Source organism: Ruegeria sp. AG1 (assembly GCF_056541705.1).
On record NZ_JBQFYU010000008.1, the window covers coordinates 214978 to 232328 of the forward strand.

Annotated in this window: 17 protein-coding genes; 6 read left to right on the forward strand and 11 right to left on the reverse strand. The window is 60.0% G+C overall.

Features of this window, described 5'->3' with window-relative positions; genetic code table 11:
* Positions 1-60: 60 nt before the first annotated feature.
* The 4 genes from ACR0B5_RS14360 to trpS form a co-directional block, all read right to left on the reverse strand.
* On the reverse strand, positions 61-654 hold the full coding sequence (locus ACR0B5_RS14360; protein ID WP_480541273.1) for a DsbA family protein: 594 nt from the start codon (positions 652-654) through the stop codon (positions 61-63).
* Positions 655-660: 6 nt separating this feature from the next.
* Entirely contained in the window at positions 661-1116 is a 456-nt protein-coding gene (locus tag ACR0B5_RS14365) for a universal stress protein (RefSeq protein WP_170378913.1), read from the reverse strand.
* Positions 1117-1181: 65 nt separating this feature from the next.
* Positions 1182-2045: a branched-chain amino acid aminotransferase gene (locus ACR0B5_RS14370; protein WP_480541276.1), complete on the reverse strand. Its 864-nt coding sequence runs from the start codon at positions 2043-2045 to the stop codon at positions 1182-1184.
* A 59-nt stretch (positions 2046-2104) separates the two neighbouring features.
* Entirely contained in the window at positions 2105-3133 is a 1029-nt protein-coding gene (trpS, locus tag ACR0B5_RS14375; RefSeq protein WP_170468868.1) for a tryptophan--tRNA ligase, read from the reverse strand.
* A gap of 86 nt (positions 3134-3219) precedes the next feature.
* On the opposite strand from trpS, the gene ACR0B5_RS14380 reads away from it, so the two are divergent.
* Complete coding sequence (locus ACR0B5_RS14380) at positions 3220-3906, forward strand: rhomboid family intramembrane serine protease (RefSeq protein ID WP_170553474.1); 687 nt, start codon at positions 3220-3222, stop codon at positions 3904-3906.
* Here ACR0B5_RS14380 and murJ read toward each other — a convergent pair whose 3' ends face one another.
* Genes murJ through ACR0B5_RS14395 form a run of 3 tightly spaced genes read right to left on the reverse strand, consistent with a single transcriptional unit; the run spans position 3907 to position 9396 of the window.
* Entirely contained in the window at positions 3907-5448 is a 1542-nt protein-coding gene (gene murJ, locus ACR0B5_RS14385) for a murein biosynthesis integral membrane protein MurJ (RefSeq protein WP_419738879.1), read from the reverse strand.
* A complete protein-coding gene (locus ACR0B5_RS14390; protein WP_480541279.1) occupies positions 5445-8264 on the reverse strand; it encodes a [protein-PII] uridylyltransferase in 2820 nt (939 codons plus the stop codon). Before ACR0B5_RS14390 ends, murJ begins: the two co-directional genes overlap by 4 nt.
* Positions 8224-9396: a penicillin-binding protein activator gene (locus tag ACR0B5_RS14395; protein WP_170378902.1), complete on the reverse strand. Its 1173-nt coding sequence runs from the start codon at positions 9394-9396 to the stop codon at positions 8224-8226. Before ACR0B5_RS14395 ends, ACR0B5_RS14390 begins: the two co-directional genes overlap by 41 nt.
* An 88-nt stretch (positions 9397-9484) precedes the next feature.
* On the opposite strand from ACR0B5_RS14395, the gene rsmI reads away from it, so the two are divergent.
* The 3 genes from rsmI to gshB all read left to right on the forward strand — a co-directional run bounded on the left by rsmI (position 9485) and on the right by gshB (position 11709).
* Positions 9485-10342, forward strand: coding sequence for a 16S rRNA (cytidine(1402)-2'-O)-methyltransferase (gene rsmI / locus ACR0B5_RS14400; RefSeq protein ID WP_480541281.1), 858 nt, complete (start codon positions 9485-9487; stop codon positions 10340-10342).
* A 1-nt stretch (position 10343) separates the two neighbouring features.
* Positions 10344-10715: a YraN family protein gene (locus ACR0B5_RS14405; RefSeq protein ID WP_170553449.1), complete on the forward strand. Its 372-nt coding sequence runs from the start codon at positions 10344-10346 to the stop codon at positions 10713-10715.
* A 61-nt stretch (positions 10716-10776) separates the two neighbouring features.
* The gene (gene gshB / locus ACR0B5_RS14410; RefSeq protein WP_170378897.1) at positions 10777-11709 is read left to right on the forward strand and encodes a glutathione synthase; all 933 of its coding nucleotides are present in this window, start codon (positions 10777-10779) and stop codon (positions 11707-11709) included.
* 197 nt (positions 11710-11906) lie between these two features.
* On the opposite strand, the gene ACR0B5_RS14415 is transcribed toward gshB, so the two are convergent.
* Genes ACR0B5_RS14415 through cobU form a run of 4 tightly spaced genes read right to left on the reverse strand, consistent with a single transcriptional unit; the run spans position 11907 to position 15508 of the window.
* Positions 11907-13421 carry a YifB family Mg chelatase-like AAA ATPase gene (locus ACR0B5_RS14415; RefSeq protein WP_480541283.1) on the reverse strand — a complete coding sequence of 505 codons (1515 nt, stop codon included), beginning with the start codon at positions 13419-13421 and terminating at the stop codon, positions 11907-11909.
* A gap of 47 nt (positions 13422-13468) precedes the next feature.
* On the reverse strand, positions 13469-14353 hold the full coding sequence (locus ACR0B5_RS14420) for a glutathione S-transferase (protein ID WP_480541285.1): 885 nt from the start codon (positions 14351-14353) through the stop codon (positions 13469-13471).
* A 58-nt stretch (positions 14354-14411) separates the two neighbouring features.
* Complete coding sequence (locus tag ACR0B5_RS14425) at positions 14412-14990, reverse strand: histidine phosphatase family protein (RefSeq protein ID WP_480541287.1); 579 nt, start codon at positions 14988-14990, stop codon at positions 14412-14414.
* Positions 14987-15508: a bifunctional adenosylcobinamide kinase/adenosylcobinamide-phosphate guanylyltransferase gene (gene cobU, locus ACR0B5_RS14430; RefSeq protein ID WP_480541289.1), complete on the reverse strand. Its 522-nt coding sequence runs from the start codon at positions 15506-15508 to the stop codon at positions 14987-14989. The genes ACR0B5_RS14425 and cobU overlap by 4 nt, the downstream gene beginning before the upstream one ends.
* Positions 15509-15607: 99 nt before the next feature.
* Here cobU and ACR0B5_RS14435 point away from each other — a divergent pair, with 99 nt between their 5' ends.
* Together ACR0B5_RS14435 and ACR0B5_RS14440 are read left to right on the forward strand one after the other, a co-directional pair.
* Entirely contained in the window at positions 15608-16486 is an 879-nt protein-coding gene (locus ACR0B5_RS14435) for an RNA polymerase factor sigma-32 (RefSeq protein WP_170378887.1), read from the forward strand.
* Complete coding sequence (locus ACR0B5_RS14440) at positions 16483-17307, forward strand: ChaN family lipoprotein (RefSeq protein WP_480527440.1); 825 nt, start codon at positions 16483-16485, stop codon at positions 17305-17307. The genes ACR0B5_RS14435 and ACR0B5_RS14440 overlap by 4 nt, the downstream gene beginning before the upstream one ends.
* Positions 17308-17351 lie beyond the last annotated feature (44 nt).

Consider the following 17351-nt stretch of genomic DNA (forward strand, 5'->3'; position numbering starts at 1 on the left):
CCGTTTTCGTTGCTTCTGATATGCGGGCAGCCGCCGTGGAAGTCAAGATTTGGAACCGTTCTAAATTGTCAGGGCGTGGTTTATCGCGTCAACCAACCGGTCATCGCCCCAGAAAACCTCATTCCCGACGACAAAACTGGGTGCGCCGAACAGGTCCAGATTCTTGGCGCGGCTGGATTGAGCAAAGAGCGCCGCTTTGACCTCCGGGTCTTGCGATTTGTCCACAAAACCGGCGGGCAGACCTGCGGCTGCAAGGCAATCGGTCAATGTTGATGCGGCCGAGATATCGCGGCCCTCGCCGAACTCGGCCATGTAGACGGCACGGGTAAACGCGGCCCGCTGGTCTTGGGACGTGATGGCCACTGCCAAACGCGCCGCGGTCAGGGAATTCTGCGGAAACGGATCGGGGCGTTGAAACGGCAATGCGCGCGCGGCGCATAACCGCTCCATATCGCGCCACATGTAGCGTCCCTTGGCAGGGTAGATCGTGAATGGAGACGTATTCCAGCCCTGTTCGGCAAAGATGGGCCCCAAAAGAAAGGGCTGCCAATCAGTGGACACCCCCTTTTCAGCGGCTAGCTGCTCGATCCGCATCGCGCTGAGATAAGAATAAGTTGAGGCGAATTCGAACCAGAACTGAACGGGTGCTGCCATGGTGCCTCAGGTAATCTCTTCCAGTTTTTCCTTGCTCAGATCACCTGGCACGATGGTGATCGGGATCGGCATGCTGCCCGAGTTCTTGGTCAGCTGAGTCACCAGCGGACCCGGCCCTTTCTTGTCGGTGCCGGCGCCCAGAACCAGGACCCCAATCTCCGGGTCGGACTGTACGTGTTCGATGATCTGTGCAACCGGATCGCCTTCGCGAATGGCCAATTCAGGCTCAACGCTTTGCTTGTCGCGCATCCATTTGGCGAAGACTTCGAAATGGGCGTGGATGCGTTCGCGGGCCTCTTCGCGCATGGTTTCGGCCACACCGATCCAGTGATTGAATTCATCCGGCGGGATCACCGACAGGATTGTCACGCCGCCGCCAGTATGCGCGGCCCGCATCGCTGCAAAACGCATGGCGTTCAGGCATTCGCGGCTGTCATCCAGAATGACGAGAAACTTGCGCATTTGGGTCCTCTTGATTTTCTGGGATCATGCCCGACCGATAGCGTGCTGGCAACTCGGGTAAATCCCTAGCGCTCGCTTGCCGCCCAATCCCAGTAGAGCGCGCGGGCGCGACGGGCGATAGGGCCAACCTGATATTGCGTGTCGTCCAGAGCGGTCACAGGCGTCACTTTGTTCATGTTGCCGGACATGAACACCTCATCCGCCGCATGGAAATCATCAAAGCTGAGGACGGACTCATGTACGGTGACACCATCGGCGCGCAGGTTCTTGATGTGCCTTGCGCGGGTGATCCCGGCCAGAAAGGTGCCGTTGGGCATGGGGGTGAAGACCTCTCCGTCCTTGGCCATGAAGATATTGGCGGTGGCGGTCTCGGCCACATTGCCCATCGCGTCGGCGACCAGCGCGTTCGAGAACCCTTTGGAGCGCGCCTCGGTCAGCATCCGGGCGTTGTTCGGGTAGAGACACCCGGCCTTGGCATTCACCACGGCGGATTCCAGTACCGGACGGCGGAACCGGGTGGTCGTCAAGGTTACCGAGGCCGTCTCGGGCGCCATTGGGATCTCTTCGAGACAGATGGCGAAACCGGTACTGTCTTTCTGGGGCACGATGGCCGTGACGTCTCCGTGGATGCCCCAATACATCGGGCGAATATAGACAGCCTGATCCGGGCCATAGGATTGCAGCCCCTCGCGCACCAGATCGACCATCTGTTCCGGCGTCACGGTCGGGGTCAGCATCAAAGCCTCGGCGGAACGGTTCACGCGGGCGCAATGGGCCAGCAGATCAGGGGCCATGCCGTCAAAGTAGCGTGCGCCATCAAAAACCGAGGACCCCAGCCACGATCCATGATCCGCCGCCCGCATGATCGGTGCGTCCCCTTCATGCCATTGGCCTTCGAAATAGGTGCGGATATTTTTGCCGACTGCCATAGCGCCCTCCCTCAGCTTTCGGCAAACCTAGGAGGGCGTCAGGCGAAGGTCCAGTGCAATCAGCGCGATGCAGCGCCGACCATGCCCACAATCTCGTAGGTTTGTTTCAGGATCGGAGCGGCAATCGCGCGCGCCTTTTCCGCGCCACGGGCAAGGATCTGGTCAATCTCGGACTGCTCGCCCATCAGGCGGGCCATCTCGGACGAGATCGGAGACAGTTTTTCGACCGCCAATTCCGCGAGCATCGGTTTGAACTCACCGAACTGCTTGCCGCCAACATCGGCCAGCACCTGCTCGGCCGAGCTGTCGCTGAGCGCGGCGTAGATATTGACCAGATTGCGCGCCTCGAGACGATCTTCCAAACCGTCGACTTCTGATGGCAGGGCGTCCGGATCAGTCTTGGCCTTACGGATTTTCTTGGCGATCGTGTCGGCATCGTCGGTCATGTTGATCCGACTCATGTCTGACGGGTCAGACTTGGACATCTTCTTGGAGCCGTCACGAAGGCTCATGACCCGTGTGGCCGCCCCTTCGATCACGGGTTCGGTGACCGGGAAGAAGTCGACGCCGAAATCGTTGTTGAATTTGATCGCGATGTCGCGCGTCAGCTCAAGATGCTGTTTCTGGTCCTCACCCACAGGAACATGGGTCGCGTGATAGATCAGAATGTCCGCGGCCATCAGCGCCGGATAGGCAAACAGGCCCAGCGAGGCGTTTTGCGTGTTCTTGCCCGCCTTGTCCTTCCACTGGGTCATGCGCTGCATCCAGCCCATCCGAGCGACGCAGTTGAAGATCCACGCCAGTTGCGCATGTTCGGGCACCTGGCTTTGGTTGAACAGGATGGATTGTTTCGGGTCGATGCCCGCCGCGATATAGCCCGCGCACAGTTCGCGCGTGTTGTGTGACAAGGCGGCGGGGTCCTGCCAGACGGTGATCGCATGCAGGTCGACCATGCAATAGATGGTTTCGAACTCTGGCCCCTGCATATCCACAAAGCGCTTCATCGCGCCCAGATAGTTGCCCAAGGTCAGCCCGCCCGAAGGCTGGATGCCGGAAAACACGCGCGGCGTGAATTGGGTCTGGGTCATCGAAGGGAACTCCCGTCTGGAAAAATCAGCCCTCGTCGCTTACCCATGAGGCCAAGGGACGTCAACAGCCGCGAAAGGCCAGCCCAATGAGCAGTGAGCATTATACACCCGCCGTGAACCCTCTGCCGCCTGTCGTGGTGGCCTTGGTTCTGTTCATCATGGGGATCGAACTTGCGTTTACGCTGGGCGCCCGGGGTCTGGTCGGAGGGCCCGGCGCGGTCGGATGGCGGCTGGATGCGCTGCAGAGCTACGCGTTCTCGGCCGATATCTTCGATTGGATGGTCCAGAACGGGCGCTGGCCGTTCGAGCATGTTATCCGCTTTGTGACCTATCCGTTCGTTTCGGGCAGTTTTACGCAGGCGGTTTTTGTCTGCGTGTTCGTGCTGGCAATGGGCAAGATGGTGGGTGAGGTCTTTGGCGGCTTTCCGATGCTGCTGATCTTCGTTCTGTCGGGTGTTGGTGGCGCGCTCGCCTATGCGCTGTTTCTGGACCCGTCTTATCCGCTGCTCGGAGGGTTCCCACCGGTCTACGGGTTGATCGGGGCATTTACTTGGTTGCTGTGGCGCAAACTTTCTTTGGTTGGGGCCAATCAGGCGCGGGCATTTCAGTTGATTGCGGTGCTGATGGGCATTCAGCTGCTGTTTGGCCTGATCTTTGGCGGCACATCCGATTGGGTGGCCGATCTGGGCGGTTTTGCCACCGGGTTCGGCCTGTCCTTCTTTTTGGCGCCGGGTGGTTGGGCGCGGATCAAGGGCCGCATCCGGCGTGATTAATCATGACCGGCGCAGGGCCGTTTTGAACTCGGACAGTCTAAATGCCCCCAACAGGTGGCCAAATGCGAAGTAGCTGACCGCTGCAACCATGATCAGCGCAAGCAGAGCCAGATAGCGCCACCCGGGCACATCAAGCGTCCAGCCGAACAGTTGAATGGCGGCAAACAACACCGCGCCCATCCCGACAGATGCCAAGATGATCCGCCCCGCGCGCCGCCGGAAGCGGTCGTCGAACCGAGTCTCATCGCCCATATTCCGCGCGCCGAAGGCCAGTAAGCCAACCATGGCCCAGCCAGCGGCAGAGGCTGCGATGGCAGGGGCAATCCATCCGAAAATCGGGTAAAGGCCAAAGGCAAGCGCCGCGTTGATGATCATTGCCACCAAAGCATAGTGGAACGGAGACCGCGTGTTCTCACGCGCGAAATACAGCGGTTGCAGCAGCTTCTGGAGCATGAACGCGGGTAGGCCGATGCCATAGATCGCAACGGCCAGGGCTGTCGCGGCTGTGTCCTCAGCGGTGAACTGGCCCCGCTGGAACAGGACCGAGACCAGCGGGTTCGGGATGATCAGGAAGGCTACGGTCGAGGGCAGGGTGAGCAGCAACATGAACTCTCCGGCCCGCGAAAACGCATTGCGCGCGCCTGCTTTGTCATCCGCGCGCAAGCGGCGAGACAGATCGGGCAGCAGCACGATTCCGATGGCAATCCCGACAACACCCAGGGGCAGCTGATAAAGGCGGTCTGCCGCAAACAACCAGCTGACAGCTTTCTCGGTCTTTGAGGCCACAAGTTGCCCTACAACCAGATTGACCTGCGTCACCCCCATGGCCAGGGCGGCGGGTACGGCGATGCGGACCATATTCCGCATCTCGGGCGTCAGACGCGGCAACCCAAAACGTATGCGGATACCGGCGCGTTCGGTGGCAAACCAGACCAACGCCAACTGCGCCACACCTGCCAAAGGGATCACGGCGATGAGCCAGCGAATGACCTCACCTCCGGATATCGCGCCAGCGATCAGGGCGGTGCAGGCGAAGATGTTTAGAAGAACCGGTGCTGCGGCGGCGGCAGCAAACCGCCCGGTCGCGTTCAGAACGCCCGAAAACAGCGCCGCCAGTGACATGAAAAGAATGTAGGGGAAGACGACATAGCCATAGTCGACCGCCAAGTCGAAGCGCTCATCGCCGTAAAACCCCTCGGCCGTCAGCCAGACGAGGCCGGGCATGAACACCATCGCCAACCCGACCAGGGCTAATACCGCAGCGACCAATAGGTTGAAAGCGTCTTGCGCGAACCCTTGCGCGTTCTCTCCGCCTTCTAGCCGCTTGGAAAACATCGGCACGAAAGCTGCGTTGAATGCGCCTTCGGCAAAGAAGCGGCGGAACATGTTGGGCAGACGGAAAGCCGCGACGAAGGCGTCCATCACCGGGCCGGGGCCGATGAACGCGGTCAGCAGGATCTCACGCAGAAAGCCCAGAATGCGACTTGCCAACGTCCAGAAACCGACCGTGAAAAAGCCGGAAAACAGCCGGATCTGCTTCATGAGGCCGCTCGCTCGGCGCCCTCGGTTATGGCTTTGCGCAGTTTGGTCTCAAGCCCGCGCTGCTTGCTTTCCGAGTGGTATTTCAGCCCGAACATGTCCTTGACGTAGAATGTATCCACCACCTGCTCGCCATAGGTCGCGATCACGGCGTTGGCGATATAGACATTGGCCGCTGCCAGCGTGCGTGTCAGGTCATAGAGCAAGCCGGGGCGGTCGCGGGTATCAACCTCGATGATCGTGTAGATCTCGGACCCGTCATTGTCGAAGGTGATATGGGTCGGCACGTTGAAGGCGCGTTCGCGTTTCTTGATCTTGTCGCGCGATTTCAACGCCTCGCGGGCCACGACCTCGCCTTTCAGCGTTTTGTGGATCATCTGGGTCAAACGCGGCAGACGGCTGGCTTCGAACGGGTGGCCTTCAGCATCCTGTATCCAGAACGCATCCGTGACATAGCCATCCTTGGTGGTGTAGCTGCGGGCATCCACGACGTTGGCGCCGACCAAGGCCAAGGCCCCGGCGATCCGTGCGAAAATACCGGGGTGATCACCCATGGCAAAGCAGGCGCGGGTGGCGTCGCGATCCTCGTCCGGATGCAGGCGAATTTCCATCGCGCCGGGATCGCCGCTGTGCTCCAGCGCCCGTAGCATCTCGGCAAATTCTACGTGGGTCGAGACGTTCAGGCCTTGCCAGTACGGGGCATAGTGCCGCCCGGTTTCCGTCTTCAGATCGGCCTTGGACCATTCGGCCAGTTCTGCGCGCAGCAGTTTCTTGGCCTCGGCCCCGCGATTGGCGCGGTTCAGATCCTCCATGCCCGTTTCCAAGGCACGTTTGGTTTCCGCATGCAGCGCGCGCAGCAACGTGGCTTTCCAGTTGTTCCACGTATTGGGCCCGACACCGCGAATGTCACAGACGGTGAGCACGGTCAGCAGATCCAGCCGTTTGACCGTTTGCACAGCTTTGGCAAAATCCCGCACGGTCCGAGGGTCCGAGATATCGCGTTTTTGTGCCATATCCGACATCAGAAGGTGATAGCGCACCAGCCATTCGACCGTCTCGGCATCGGATTTGTTCAGCCCAAGCCTAGGGGCCACTTTGCGCGCGATTTGCGCCCCGAGGATCGAGTGATCTTCGGGCCGCCCCTTGGCGATGTCGTGCAAAAGCAGCGCAACATAGAGGACCTTGCGGTTCACGCCCCCTTCAAGGATCGAGGACGCCAGCGGCAGCGATTCAACCAGCTCTCCGCGTTCGATCTGGGCGAGGTTGACGATGCACTGGATGATATGCTCGTCCACCGTGTAGCTGTGATACATATTGAACTGCATCATCGCCACGATGGGTTCGAACTCGGGTATGAAGGCCGATAGCACCCCAAGTTCGTTCATCCGGCGCAGGGCGCGTTCCGGGTTGCCATGTTTCAGCATCAGGTCGAGGAAGATGCGCTGGGCTTCCTTGTCGTTGCGCATATCTTCGTCGATCAGGTGCAGATTGGCCGTGACCAGCCGCATGGCATCCGGATGGATCAGCATGCCCGTGCGCAGGCCTTCCTCGAAGAGGCGCAACATGTTCAGCTTGTCGGTCAGGAATGTATCCGGATCGGCAATGTCCAGACGACCATGAACCATGCTGTACCCGGCTTTGACCCGAGGACGGCGGCGGAAAATCCGCTCCAGCAGCGGGGCGCCTTTCATATGCAGGGCTTCCAGCTTGGTCAGGAAGATCCGCGTCAATTCCCCTACGCTGGTAGCATGGCGGAAATAACGCTGCATGAACACTTCGACCGCGCGCCGCCCGGCACGATCTTCATAGCCCATGCGCGCCGCAACCTCGACCTGCATATCGAAGGTCAGCTGCTCGGTTGGGCGCCCCGTGACCAGATGCAGGTGCGAGCGTACGGCCCAGAGGAAGTTTTCGGCCTCGGCAAACGTCTTGAATTCATCGGGCGTGAACAGGCCCAGCGGGACCAGCTCGGCCACATCTTGCACACCGTAGATGTATTTCGCGATCCAGTAGAGCGATTGCAGATCGCGCAGCCCGCCTTTGCCCTCTTTCACATTGGGTTCGACTACATAGCGCTGGCCCTGTTTCAGGTGTCGTTCGTCGCGTTCCTGAAGTTTGGCCTCGATGAACTCACGCTCGGAGCCCTTGAACAGATCGGCCTTGAGGCGTTGGTCCAGCTCCTTGGCCAACCGCGTATCACCAGCCAGATAGCGCTGTTCCAGCATCGCGGTGCGGATGGTGAAATCTTCGGTTCCCAAACGCAGGCAATCCTTGATCGTGCGTGAGGAATGGCCGACCTTCAGGCGCAGATCCCAAAGGATATAGAGCATGGATTCAATCACGCTCTCGGCCCAGGCGGTGATCTTGTAGGGCGTTAGAAACAGCAGATCGACATCCGAGGCAGGTGCCATCTCACCGCGCCCATAACCGCCGACCGCCAGAACGGCGATGCGTTCCCCCTGCGTCGGGGTGGCCAGAGGGTGCAGATGCTCGCTGGCGACCCGCATCGCAGTACCGACCAGACAATCCGTGAGGTAGGTATAGGATCGGGTCAGAGGGCGCGCGTCGAATGGGTGGGCGGCAAAAGCCCCGGCAATGGCGGCGCGCCCGACCTTTTGCGCCTCACGCAGAATGCGCACCGTTTCAGCACGCAGCGTGGAGTTGTCAGTGCCTGCCTCGAACGCTGCAGCAAGCTGAGCGTCAACGTGGGCGCCGTCGAAAATATCCTCAGGCGGGCAGATAAGTGAGTTTTCAGGCACTGCGGTCAGGTGAGGCTGGTCAGAAACCGGCCCCTGAGAAGCTTTGAGGGGCAGGGTCAATCACAACCACCTGTTTGTTCTGGATCGTGGCAACCGCCAGACCCCGTTCATTGGTACCATCAGAGCGCAGGCGGAAGATGCCGCCAACGCCCTGAAAACCGGCACTCTGGGTCAGCGCAGCCCCGGTCAGAGCATTCGATTTGCCCTGGCTTACAAGCGCTCCGATGGCGGCGATCCCGTCATAGGCCAGTCCGCTGATCGGATGAGGCGCTTCGCCATAGGTCGCATTGTAGCGCTGACGATAGGCCTGCGCTTTTGCAGGATCAGGTAGGGCAAACCAACCGCCCTGAACGCCGGGCAGTTCAAGAGTTTGGGCGGGAATGTCCCACCGTGTCAGACCGATATACTGGGAGGTTGACGGCGAAACCCCCGCTTCGGGCAGAAGCTGCGAGAACAAGGGCAGCGCGCCTGCGGTGGTTGCAGTCAGGAAGACCGAGTCCGCCCCAGTAGAATCCATGGCGGATTTGATGTTGGGCACCGCGTTGATCACACCCTGCTGCGACCGGTCATAGCCGACACTTCCGGCGTTGTTCATACTGCTGCTGGCCAGTGCATTGGCAATGGCTGAGCGGCCGGCCTCTCCGGCTGCGTCATTGCTGTGTACGATGATTGCTCCTGTCTTGCCCTGTCTTCCGCCATAATTGGCCAGTCGATTGGCCGTGTTCTGGAAGGTCGGCCCTAGTACAAAGACATTCCCGCCCGCGATGCTGGTGTTGTTTGAGAAGGACAGGACGTTGACGTTGTTGTTCAGCACCGCAAGACCGGCTGCGTTGGCGGCCTGTGCATAGACGGGTCCGATGATGATCTTGGCCCCATCCGCCACCGCCTGTTGCGCCACACCCGAGGCCGTACCCGCATTGCCTGCCGTATCATAGACACGCAGGTCGATTGTAACGTTCGGCAGGTCTGACATCGCCAGACGTGCTGCATTTTCAAGGCTTTGCGCCAGCGCCGCGTCACCAGACTGGCCTGATCCGCGCGGAACCAGAAGCGCAACGGGCACCGGTTCCGAGGTGTTGATCGAGGGGCCTCCGCCGACGCCAGTGGTTTCACATGCGGCCAGAAAAACGGCGGTGGTCAGGGCAATCGTGGTTTTGGCCAACTTGCTTACGGACTTGCAAACGGTAAACATCTAAAAGAAAACTCCCTGATCCGGCGGCTTGCGACGCTGCTGTTCTATCGAGCCGCGATAATAAACGTCACGCTGTGAGGGTCCAGCTTTGAATTTCCAAAACATAAGTTTGGCTGCTGGCCTGTATTTTGTTGCCACTCCGATCGGTACGGCGCGCGATATTACGCTCAGAGCGTTGGATGTGCTGGCATCGGCCGACATGATCGCCGCAGAAGACACCCGCAGTCTGCGCCGGTTGATGGAAATCCACGGTATTCCCTTGGGCGGACGTCGCATTCAGGCGTATCACGACCACAGTGGAGCAGGCGCACGCGGCAAGATCATGGATGCTTTGGCTGCAGGGCAATCCGTTGCCTATGCGTCCGAGGCCGGTATGCCGCTGATCGCCGATCCGGGCTACGATTTAGGGCGGCAGGCGGCCGAGGCCGGGCACACCGTAACTTGCGCACCGGGCCCGTCCGCCGTGCTGACGGCGCTGACGCTGGCGGGCCTGCCAACGGATGCGTTCTTTTTTGCGGGCTTTTTGCCGAATGCGTCGGGCGCACGCCGCAGCCGAATCGAGGCGCTGCGGGATATTCCCGGAACGCTGGTTTTCTACGAATCACCCAAGCGCGTGGCTGGATGCTTGTCCGATCTGTCCGACATCCTCGGCTCCGACCGGCAGGCGGCTTTGTGCCGCGAGCTGACGAAGAAGTTCGAGGAAGTCCGACGTGGCTCTTTGCAAGACCTGGCAGAGGCCTTCCAAGACCAAACCCCCAAGGGTGAGGTGGTTCTGCTCGTGGATCGCAGCCATTCGCCAAGCGTTAACGAATATGACGTAGAAGAGGCTTTGAAACAGGCCTTGCAAACCCATTCGGTTCGGGATGCGGCGGATTTGGTGTCAAAGATGTATGATCTTCCCAGACGTCCCATTTACCAGCAGGCCCTCAAACTGGGAAAGGGATGACATGACGCAGCGTGCGGTGCGGGGGTCGGTATCTTATCATGCAGGGCAATCTGCGGAATTGCGGGTTGCAGCCGACTATGAACGCCGCGGATTCTCGATCGCTCACAGACGCTGGCGCGGTGCCGGGGGTGAGATTGACCTGATTGCGCGGGGTGACGAAGGGCTCGTTTTTATCGAGGTCAAGAAAAGCACCAGTTTCGACAGGGCTGCGGCTCGGATCACCCCACGGCAGACCCAGCGTATCTGCGCATCAGCGGCGCAGTTTCTTGAAAATGAGCCGGGTGGGCAATTGACGAATGTCCGGTTCGACGCGGCGCTGGTCGATGGCACGGGCGCTGTTCAAATCATCGAAAACGCCTTCGGACTGGTCTAAGCCCCATTGAACCCCTCGGCCTGCTGCGCCATGTATCTGGCGTGAAGTTGAGGGACATGCCATGAAAATCGCCTTTCAAATGGACCCGATCGGGGCCGTGGATATCAACGCCGACAGCTCTTTCCGCCTTGCGGAAGAGGCACAGGCCCGCGGGCATGAGCTGTTCTTCTACGGGCCGGATCAATTGGCCTATCAGGAGGGGCGGATCACCGCGCGAGGACAAGACATGCAGGTTCAGCGCGTTGCCGGAGACCCCGCGGTCCTCGGTCCCGAGCGTGAAGTTGATCTGGCTGAGTTTGACGTGGTGTGGCTACGTCAGGACCCGCCGTTCGACATGCACTACATCACCTCGACGCATCTGCTGGATCGGTTGAAGGGGCAAACTTTGGTGGTCAATGACCCGTTTTGGGTACGCAATTACCCCGAGAAACTACTGGTTCTGGATTTCCCCGAATTGACTCCTCCGACCACGATTGCGCGGGACATGCAGACCATCAAGGCCTTCAAGGACAAACATCAGGACATCATCCTTAAACCTCTTTATGGAAATGGAGGGGCTGGGGTGTTCCGGTTGGATGCCAATGACCGCAACCTGACCTCGTTGTATGAGCTGTTCACCGGATTCTCGCGCGAGCCGTTGATTGTTCAGAAATTCCTGCCGGATGTGAAGAACGGCGACAAACGTGTGATTCTCGTGGACGGAGAGCCGGTGGGTGCCATCAACCGCGTCCCGGCCGAAGGTGAGACGCGTTCCAATATGCATGTCGGCGGGCGACCCGAAAAGATCGGTTTGACCGAGCGGGATCTCGAAATCTGCGCGGCCATCGGCCCTCTACTAAAGGAAAAAGGCCAGATTTTTGTCGGGATTGACGTGATCGGAGACTACCTGACCGAGATCAACGTCACCTCCCCCACCGGCATTCAAGAGCTTGAGCGTTTCAACGGTGAGAACATCGCCGAAAAGATCTGGCAGGCAATCGAGGCCAAAGTCTAAGCGCTACAGGCGTTGGGCGGCGCTTAGCTGTTCGATACGGTCCGTTCATTGGAATGCACAGTCGCACTGAAGGTCGAGTTCCTCGCTTGAACATGGCGCAAGCGGTAAGCTGCCGGAATTGTCTAAGACGACGGCAATGATCAGTTCCGCCGTAGTTTGTATCCCAATCGGCCTCGCAACATACTGAGGGCGAACATCTAACCCATGGCCCGTGCGCTGATCCGAAAACTTAGCGCTTCGGCCACGTGTGGTCGCTGGATATCAGCGGAACTATCCAGGTCGGCTATGGTACGTGCGACCCGTAGGATGCGGTGAAAGGCGCGAGCTGACAGGCCGAACCGGTCAGCGGCCTTGAGCAGAAGCTCTTTGCCTTCGGCGTCTGGGTTGGCGACCTCTTCCAGCAATTTACCTTCGATATCAGCGTTTTGGCGTACGCCCTCGTGACCTTCAAACCGAGCAGCCTGAACGGCGCGGGCCAGCTCCACACGCGCGGCCACGGTGGCCGAACTGTCGCCAGCCGGCGGCAGATCAAGGTCGGTAAACGCTACCGGAGGCACTTCGATGCGCATATCGAACCTGTCCATCAAAGGGCCGGAGATGCGGTTCAGGTAGTCTTCGCCACAGCCCGGTGCGCGGGAGCAAGCGCGGGACGGGTCGGTCAAGTACCCGCATTTGCACGGGTTGGCTGCCGCGACCAGCATGAAACGGCAGGGGTACTTCACATGGGCGTTGGCGCGGGCAACCATGACCTCTCCCGTCTCAATCGGTTGCCGCAGGGTTTCCAAAACGGTGCGAGGGAACTCGGGGAACTCGTCCATGAACAGGACCCCATTGTGGGCAAGAGAGATCTCTCCGGGTTTTGCACCGCGCCCACCGCCGACAATCGCCGCCATTGAGGCGGTGTGATGCGGTTCGCGAAAGGGCCGCGTCCGGTTGATGCCGCCTTCGTCCAATAACCCACAGAGGGATTGGATCATCGACGTTTCCAGCGCCTCGACCGGGGTCAAAGGCGGCAGGATGCCGGGCAGGCGCGCGGCGAGCATGGATTTGCCCGAGCCCGGCGTGCCGATCATGATCAGGTGGTGCCGTCCCGCTGCAGCGATCTCAAGCGCGCGTTTGGCGCGTTCCTGTCCTTTGACGTCGCGCAGATCGCGGGTGTTGGAGGACAGGTTGACTTCGCCCGGTGTGGCCGCAGCCAGTGGGGCCTGGCCCGAAAAATGGCGCACCACGTCGCCCAGCGAGCCGGCTCCGATAACCTGAGTGGCGTCCACCCATGCAGCCTCGGCGCTTGAGGCGCGGGGGCAGAGCAGGGCGCGATCCTCGGCCGCCGCTGTCATGGCGGCGGGCAAAGCACCCACGACCGGAACCAGCGATCCGTCCAAGGATAATTCGCCTAACGCAACAGTGCCCTCGGCCGCGTCTGCCGGGATGATCTCCAAAGCGGACAGGAGGGCGACGGCGATGGGAAGGTCGAAATGGCTACCTTCTTTGGGCAGGTCAGCGGGAGACAGGTTGATGGTGATGCGTTTGGACGGCAAGGCGATGGCCATGGAACCAAGCGCGCTGCGCACCCTATCTCGCGCCTCGGATACCGCCTTGTCCGGCAGACCGACGATTGAAAAGGCGGGTAGGCCCGGTGAGACGGCGCATTGCACCTCGACCGGGCGGGCATCAACCCCTTGAAACGCAACCGTGTGAGCGCGGGCAACCATGGCAATCCTGTTCTTGGTTAACAGGACGTTGCTGCCATGGCCGAGGTTTAAGAACGGTTAACGGCTGCGCGCATTGCGGTGAATTTGGGCCAGGCGTCCGGATCTGCGACTGTTTTGTCGCGGCAGAACGTGTTGCAGAACCCCCAGCGCTGGCCTTCGAGGTCGAGGAAATCGGTGACCGGATCGCCGGAATACGGACAGTGCGCGTTGACTGAAGGGCCTTCGTCGGCGGGTCGTGCCTCGGACGGTTCGCCAGCTGGCCAGTGGGCCGAAGGGGAATATTCTGGGTAGGGATACGGATTGTATTGAACCGTCAGCCCCATCGCGCGCCATTGTCGGACCGATGTATCCGACAGCAAGCTTAGGCAATAGTTGCGACTTTCGGCTGAGACCGGCAGATCATACCCAATGATCCGAGCCGCGACGGGGGTGTAGAAGACATCAGCCAGCGAGTAGGCACCGAATAACGGCCCTTCTGACGCGCCCGAGATCGCCCGAGCATGGGCCCAAAGAGTCTCAATCCGTGAGAGGTCTTTCAAAGTGTCGGCCGACGGCTGAAAACCCTTCCAAACATGCGCCAACTGCATCGGGCATTCACTGCGCAGTGCGGTATAACCCGCGACCATTTCGGCGCACAGCCAACGGGCCGTTGCGCGCGCGGCTGGGTCTGACGGCCAAAGGCCAGCTTCGGGGTGCCGTTCAGCCAATGTCTCGGCCATCGCGAGGCTTTCGCCCACAACCGTACCATCGGGCAGACGCAAGGCAGGGACCAGACGGGCCGGGGCAAGGGGTTCCATATCCGCGGCCATGGTGCCGGAATAGAGGCCAACCAAATGGCTGCGACAGGGCAGGCCGAACTTCTCGAGCATCAACCAGCCGCGCATGGACCAGCTGGAAAACAGGCGGTCACCGATAAAGAGATCATAGGTCATGATCAAAGGATGACGGAGCCGGAAGCGCTCGTAAATCAGTGATTTGTGACCTGCCGGATCACGGAAGATGATTGATGGCGCCGACGGACCATTCACCCGCGTGATAGGCGATCTGGGTGACCGACAGGTTGTCGATCCGGTGTGAAAACGCCTGTTGCGCCTCAATATCCAAGGCGCGCTGTACTTGCGTCAGGATCACTCCGAAATGGGCAACAATGACCAGATCCGCGCCCTCATGTGCGGCCATCAGCGCATCGACGGTTTTGTCGACTCGCGCGCGGACATCGTTCCAGCTTTCGCCGTTCGGAGGGCGTACTTCGCCGGGATTGTCCCAATATGCAAAGGCAAGCTCGGGGTCTTCGGCTTCGATTTCGGCGAAACCGCGCAGCTCCCATGTGCCGAAGTTGATCTCGCGCAGGTCGGGGTGGTGGGGCAGGCGCAGGCGCTGGCCTTGGATCGCCGTTGCCGTATCCGCCGCGCGCGACAGGTCGGATGAAACGACAACCGCATCCGCCGGGATGTGATCGTGCAACCGTTGCAGCGCGGCCTGATCGCTCAGATCAGCGGGGAGATCGGACCAGCCGACCATCGTTTTGGCATTGGTGGGGCCGTGGCGGACCAGGTGTAGACGCGTCATGGCAAGTGCCCCTTCAAGACCATCGGCAGCCCCGCCGTGACCTGAATCACCAGGTCGGCCTGCGCCGCAAGCGCGATGTTCAAACGACCCTGCGCCTCTCGGAACCGGCGGGCGAGGGCGTTTTCAGGCACGATGCCGTGACCAACCTCATTCGAAACGATCACAAGCTGCGCCGGGCAGCTGCGTAGGGCGCTCAGCAGGTGGGCTTGGGCCTGATCCAGATCGTTCTCGGCCAGCAGGTGATTGGTCAGCCACATTGTGGCGCAATCAATCAGGCAGGCTTGGTCAGGACGCAGTTTCGCCAAAACCGGGGCAAGGTCCAGCGGTGCCTCGACAGTTTCCCAGCCGGACCCGCGTTGTTCGATGTGGCGATCGACCTTTTGCTGCATCTCTCCATCAAACACTTGTGATGTCGCAAGATAGATCCGGTTTTTCCCAGAGGATACAACCAGTTGTTCGGCATATACCGACTTACCTGATGCAGCCCCACCCAGCACAAAGGTTAAATTGGCGGTCACAATTCTTACCTTTCTGGTGATCCACTTGGTGATGATCTGCGTATCGACCCTAAGTCGGCAAGGCAAGCCCGGCTGATGCCTGCAAAAAGGGAGAGTTTCATGGCACTGGACAACGCATCCGATTTCTCGATGTCCCGCAAAGCAATGAAGGCCGAACTGCTGGACGCGGAAACCGAATTGCAACTGGCCTATGCTTGGCGGGACAACCGCGACGAACAAGCGCTGCACCGACTGATCACCGCGTATATGCGTTTAGCTATTTCGATGGCGGCCAAGTTCAAGCGCTACGGTGCACCGATGAATGATCTGATCCAAGAGGCCGGTCTTGGATTGATGAAAGCCGCCGACAAGTTTGACCCAGATCGCGGTGTGCGTTTCTCGACCTATGCGGTTTGGTGGATCAAAGCCAGCATCCAGGACTACGTGATGCGTAACTGGTCGATGGTGCGGACCGGTTCGACCTCATCCCAGAAATCTTTGTTCTTCAACATGCGCCGCGTTCAGGCCCGGTTGGAACGTGAAGCCGCCACCGAGGGGCAGGAGTTGGATCGGCATCAGCTACACCAGATGATTGCCACGGAAATCGGTGTGCCCTTGCGCGATGTGGAGATGATGGAAGGGCGTCTGTCCGGCTCGGATTTTTCGCTCAACGCGGTGCAGTCAGCGGATGAAGATGGGCGTGAGTGGATTGATGCGCTGGAAGATGATCGTGAGCAGGCCGCCGAGGCGGTTGAACATCGCCACGACACTGAACAGTTGCGCGAATGGTTACTGATGGCGATGCAATCCCTCAATGACCGCGAAAGATTTATCGTGCGTGAACGAAAGCTGCGCGAACCGGCCCGAACCCTTGAAAGCTTGGGGAATGAGCTGGGTCTATCGAAGGAACGTGTACGCCAGCTTGAGGCTGCAGCCTTTACCAAGATGCGCAAGAACCTTGAAGCCCAATCGCGTGAGGTGCAACACTTCATCGCATGACAAGATTTGCGATTCTGTTGTGTGCGCTGGCGTTTACAGTCAGCGCTTTGCGCCCGGTCCAAGCCGGTGAGTTGATCCCCGATGATGTCCTGGCAGCCATGCAGGACGCAGATGTGGTGATCCTTGGTGAAATCCACGACAATCCGCGTCACCACCTTGTGCAGACCGAGGCATTGGGAGCGATTTCTCCGTCGGCTGTGGTGTGGGAAATGGTAACCGAAGAAGGCGCGCAGCGTCTGGCGCAGACCGCCGCCTCCAACCCTGAAGAATTGTCACGGATCCTGCGCTGGGCGGAATCGGGTTGGCCTCCTTTGAGCATGTACTACCCAGTCTTTCAGGCGTCGGACGCGCCGGTCTATGGCGCCATGGTTCCACGCACAGCCGCGCGCGCCGCTATGGAAAAGGGTGCCGCCACTGCCCTTGGTGCAGACGCCGCGCGCTATGGCCTGACTGTTCCGCTGTCGCCAGAAGATCAAGCCGCGCGCGAGGCAGATCAACTGGCTGCCCATTGCGATGCCCTGCCCGTTGAGATGTTGCCTCAGATGGTCTCGATCCAACGCCTGCGTGACGCTGTACTGACCCGCGCAATCCTGCGCGCGGAGGAGGAAACCGGTGGTCCGATTGCCGTGATCACCGGCAATGGCCATGCTAGGACAGACCGGGGTATCCCGACCTTTCTGTCGCGCCTGAAGCCAGGGCTGAAGGTCTTTGTTCTGGGTCAGTCCGAAGGGGGAGTGATCGACGGGAGTTTTGATGCGGTGATCGACAGCCCGGAAATCGAGCGTGAAGACCCTTGCAAAGCGTTTGAGATGCAGAATTAACCGCTGGAACTACCCGGTGGCCTTGCCTAATGTCAGGACCGACC

Bases quoted from the DNA above. Each gene is read 5' to 3' on its own strand.
- murJ (WP_419738879.1), bottom strand. From the start codon at position 5,448: ATGAAGCAGATCCGGCTGTTTTCCGGCTTTTTCACGGTCGGTTTCTGG.
- ACR0B5_RS14365 (WP_170378913.1), bottom strand. From the start codon at position 1,116: ATGCGCAAGTTTCTCGTCATTCTGGATGACAGCCGCGAATGCCTGAAC.
- ACR0B5_RS14395 (WP_170378902.1), bottom strand. From the start codon at position 9,396: ATGTTTACCGTTTGCAAGTCCGTAAGCAAGTTGGCCAAAACCACGATT.
- trpS (WP_170468868.1), bottom strand. From the start codon at position 3,133: ATGACCCAGACCCAATTCACGCCGCGCGTGTTTTCCGGCATCCAGCCT.
- ACR0B5_RS14360 (WP_480541273.1), bottom strand. From the start codon at position 654: ATGGCAGCACCCGTTCAGTTCTGGTTCGAATTCGCCTCAACTTATTCT.
- ACR0B5_RS14425 (WP_480541287.1), bottom strand. From the start codon at position 14,990: ATGACGCGTCTACACCTGGTCCGCCACGGCCCCACCAATGCCAAAACG.
- ACR0B5_RS14405 (WP_170553449.1), top strand. From the start codon at position 10,344: ATGACGCAGCGTGCGGTGCGGGGGTCGGTATCTTATCATGCAGGGCAA.
- ACR0B5_RS14420 (WP_480541285.1), bottom strand. From the start codon at position 14,353: ATGACCTATGATCTCTTTATCGGTGACCGCCTGTTTTCCAGCTGGTCC.
- ACR0B5_RS14370 (WP_480541276.1), bottom strand. From the start codon at position 2,045: ATGGCAGTCGGCAAAAATATCCGCACCTATTTCGAAGGCCAATGGCAT.
- ACR0B5_RS14415 (WP_480541283.1), bottom strand. From the start codon at position 13,421: ATGGTTGCCCGCGCTCACACGGTTGCGTTTCAAGGGGTTGATGCCCGC.
- gshB (WP_170378897.1), top strand. From the start codon at position 10,777: ATGAAAATCGCCTTTCAAATGGACCCGATCGGGGCCGTGGATATCAAC.
- ACR0B5_RS14440 (WP_480527440.1), top strand. From the start codon at position 16,483: ATGACAAGATTTGCGATTCTGTTGTGTGCGCTGGCGTTTACAGTCAGC.
- ACR0B5_RS14380 (WP_170553474.1), top strand. From the start codon at position 3,220: ATGAGCAGTGAGCATTATACACCCGCCGTGAACCCTCTGCCGCCTGTC.
- ACR0B5_RS14435 (WP_170378887.1), top strand. From the start codon at position 15,608: ATGGCACTGGACAACGCATCCGATTTCTCGATGTCCCGCAAAGCAATG.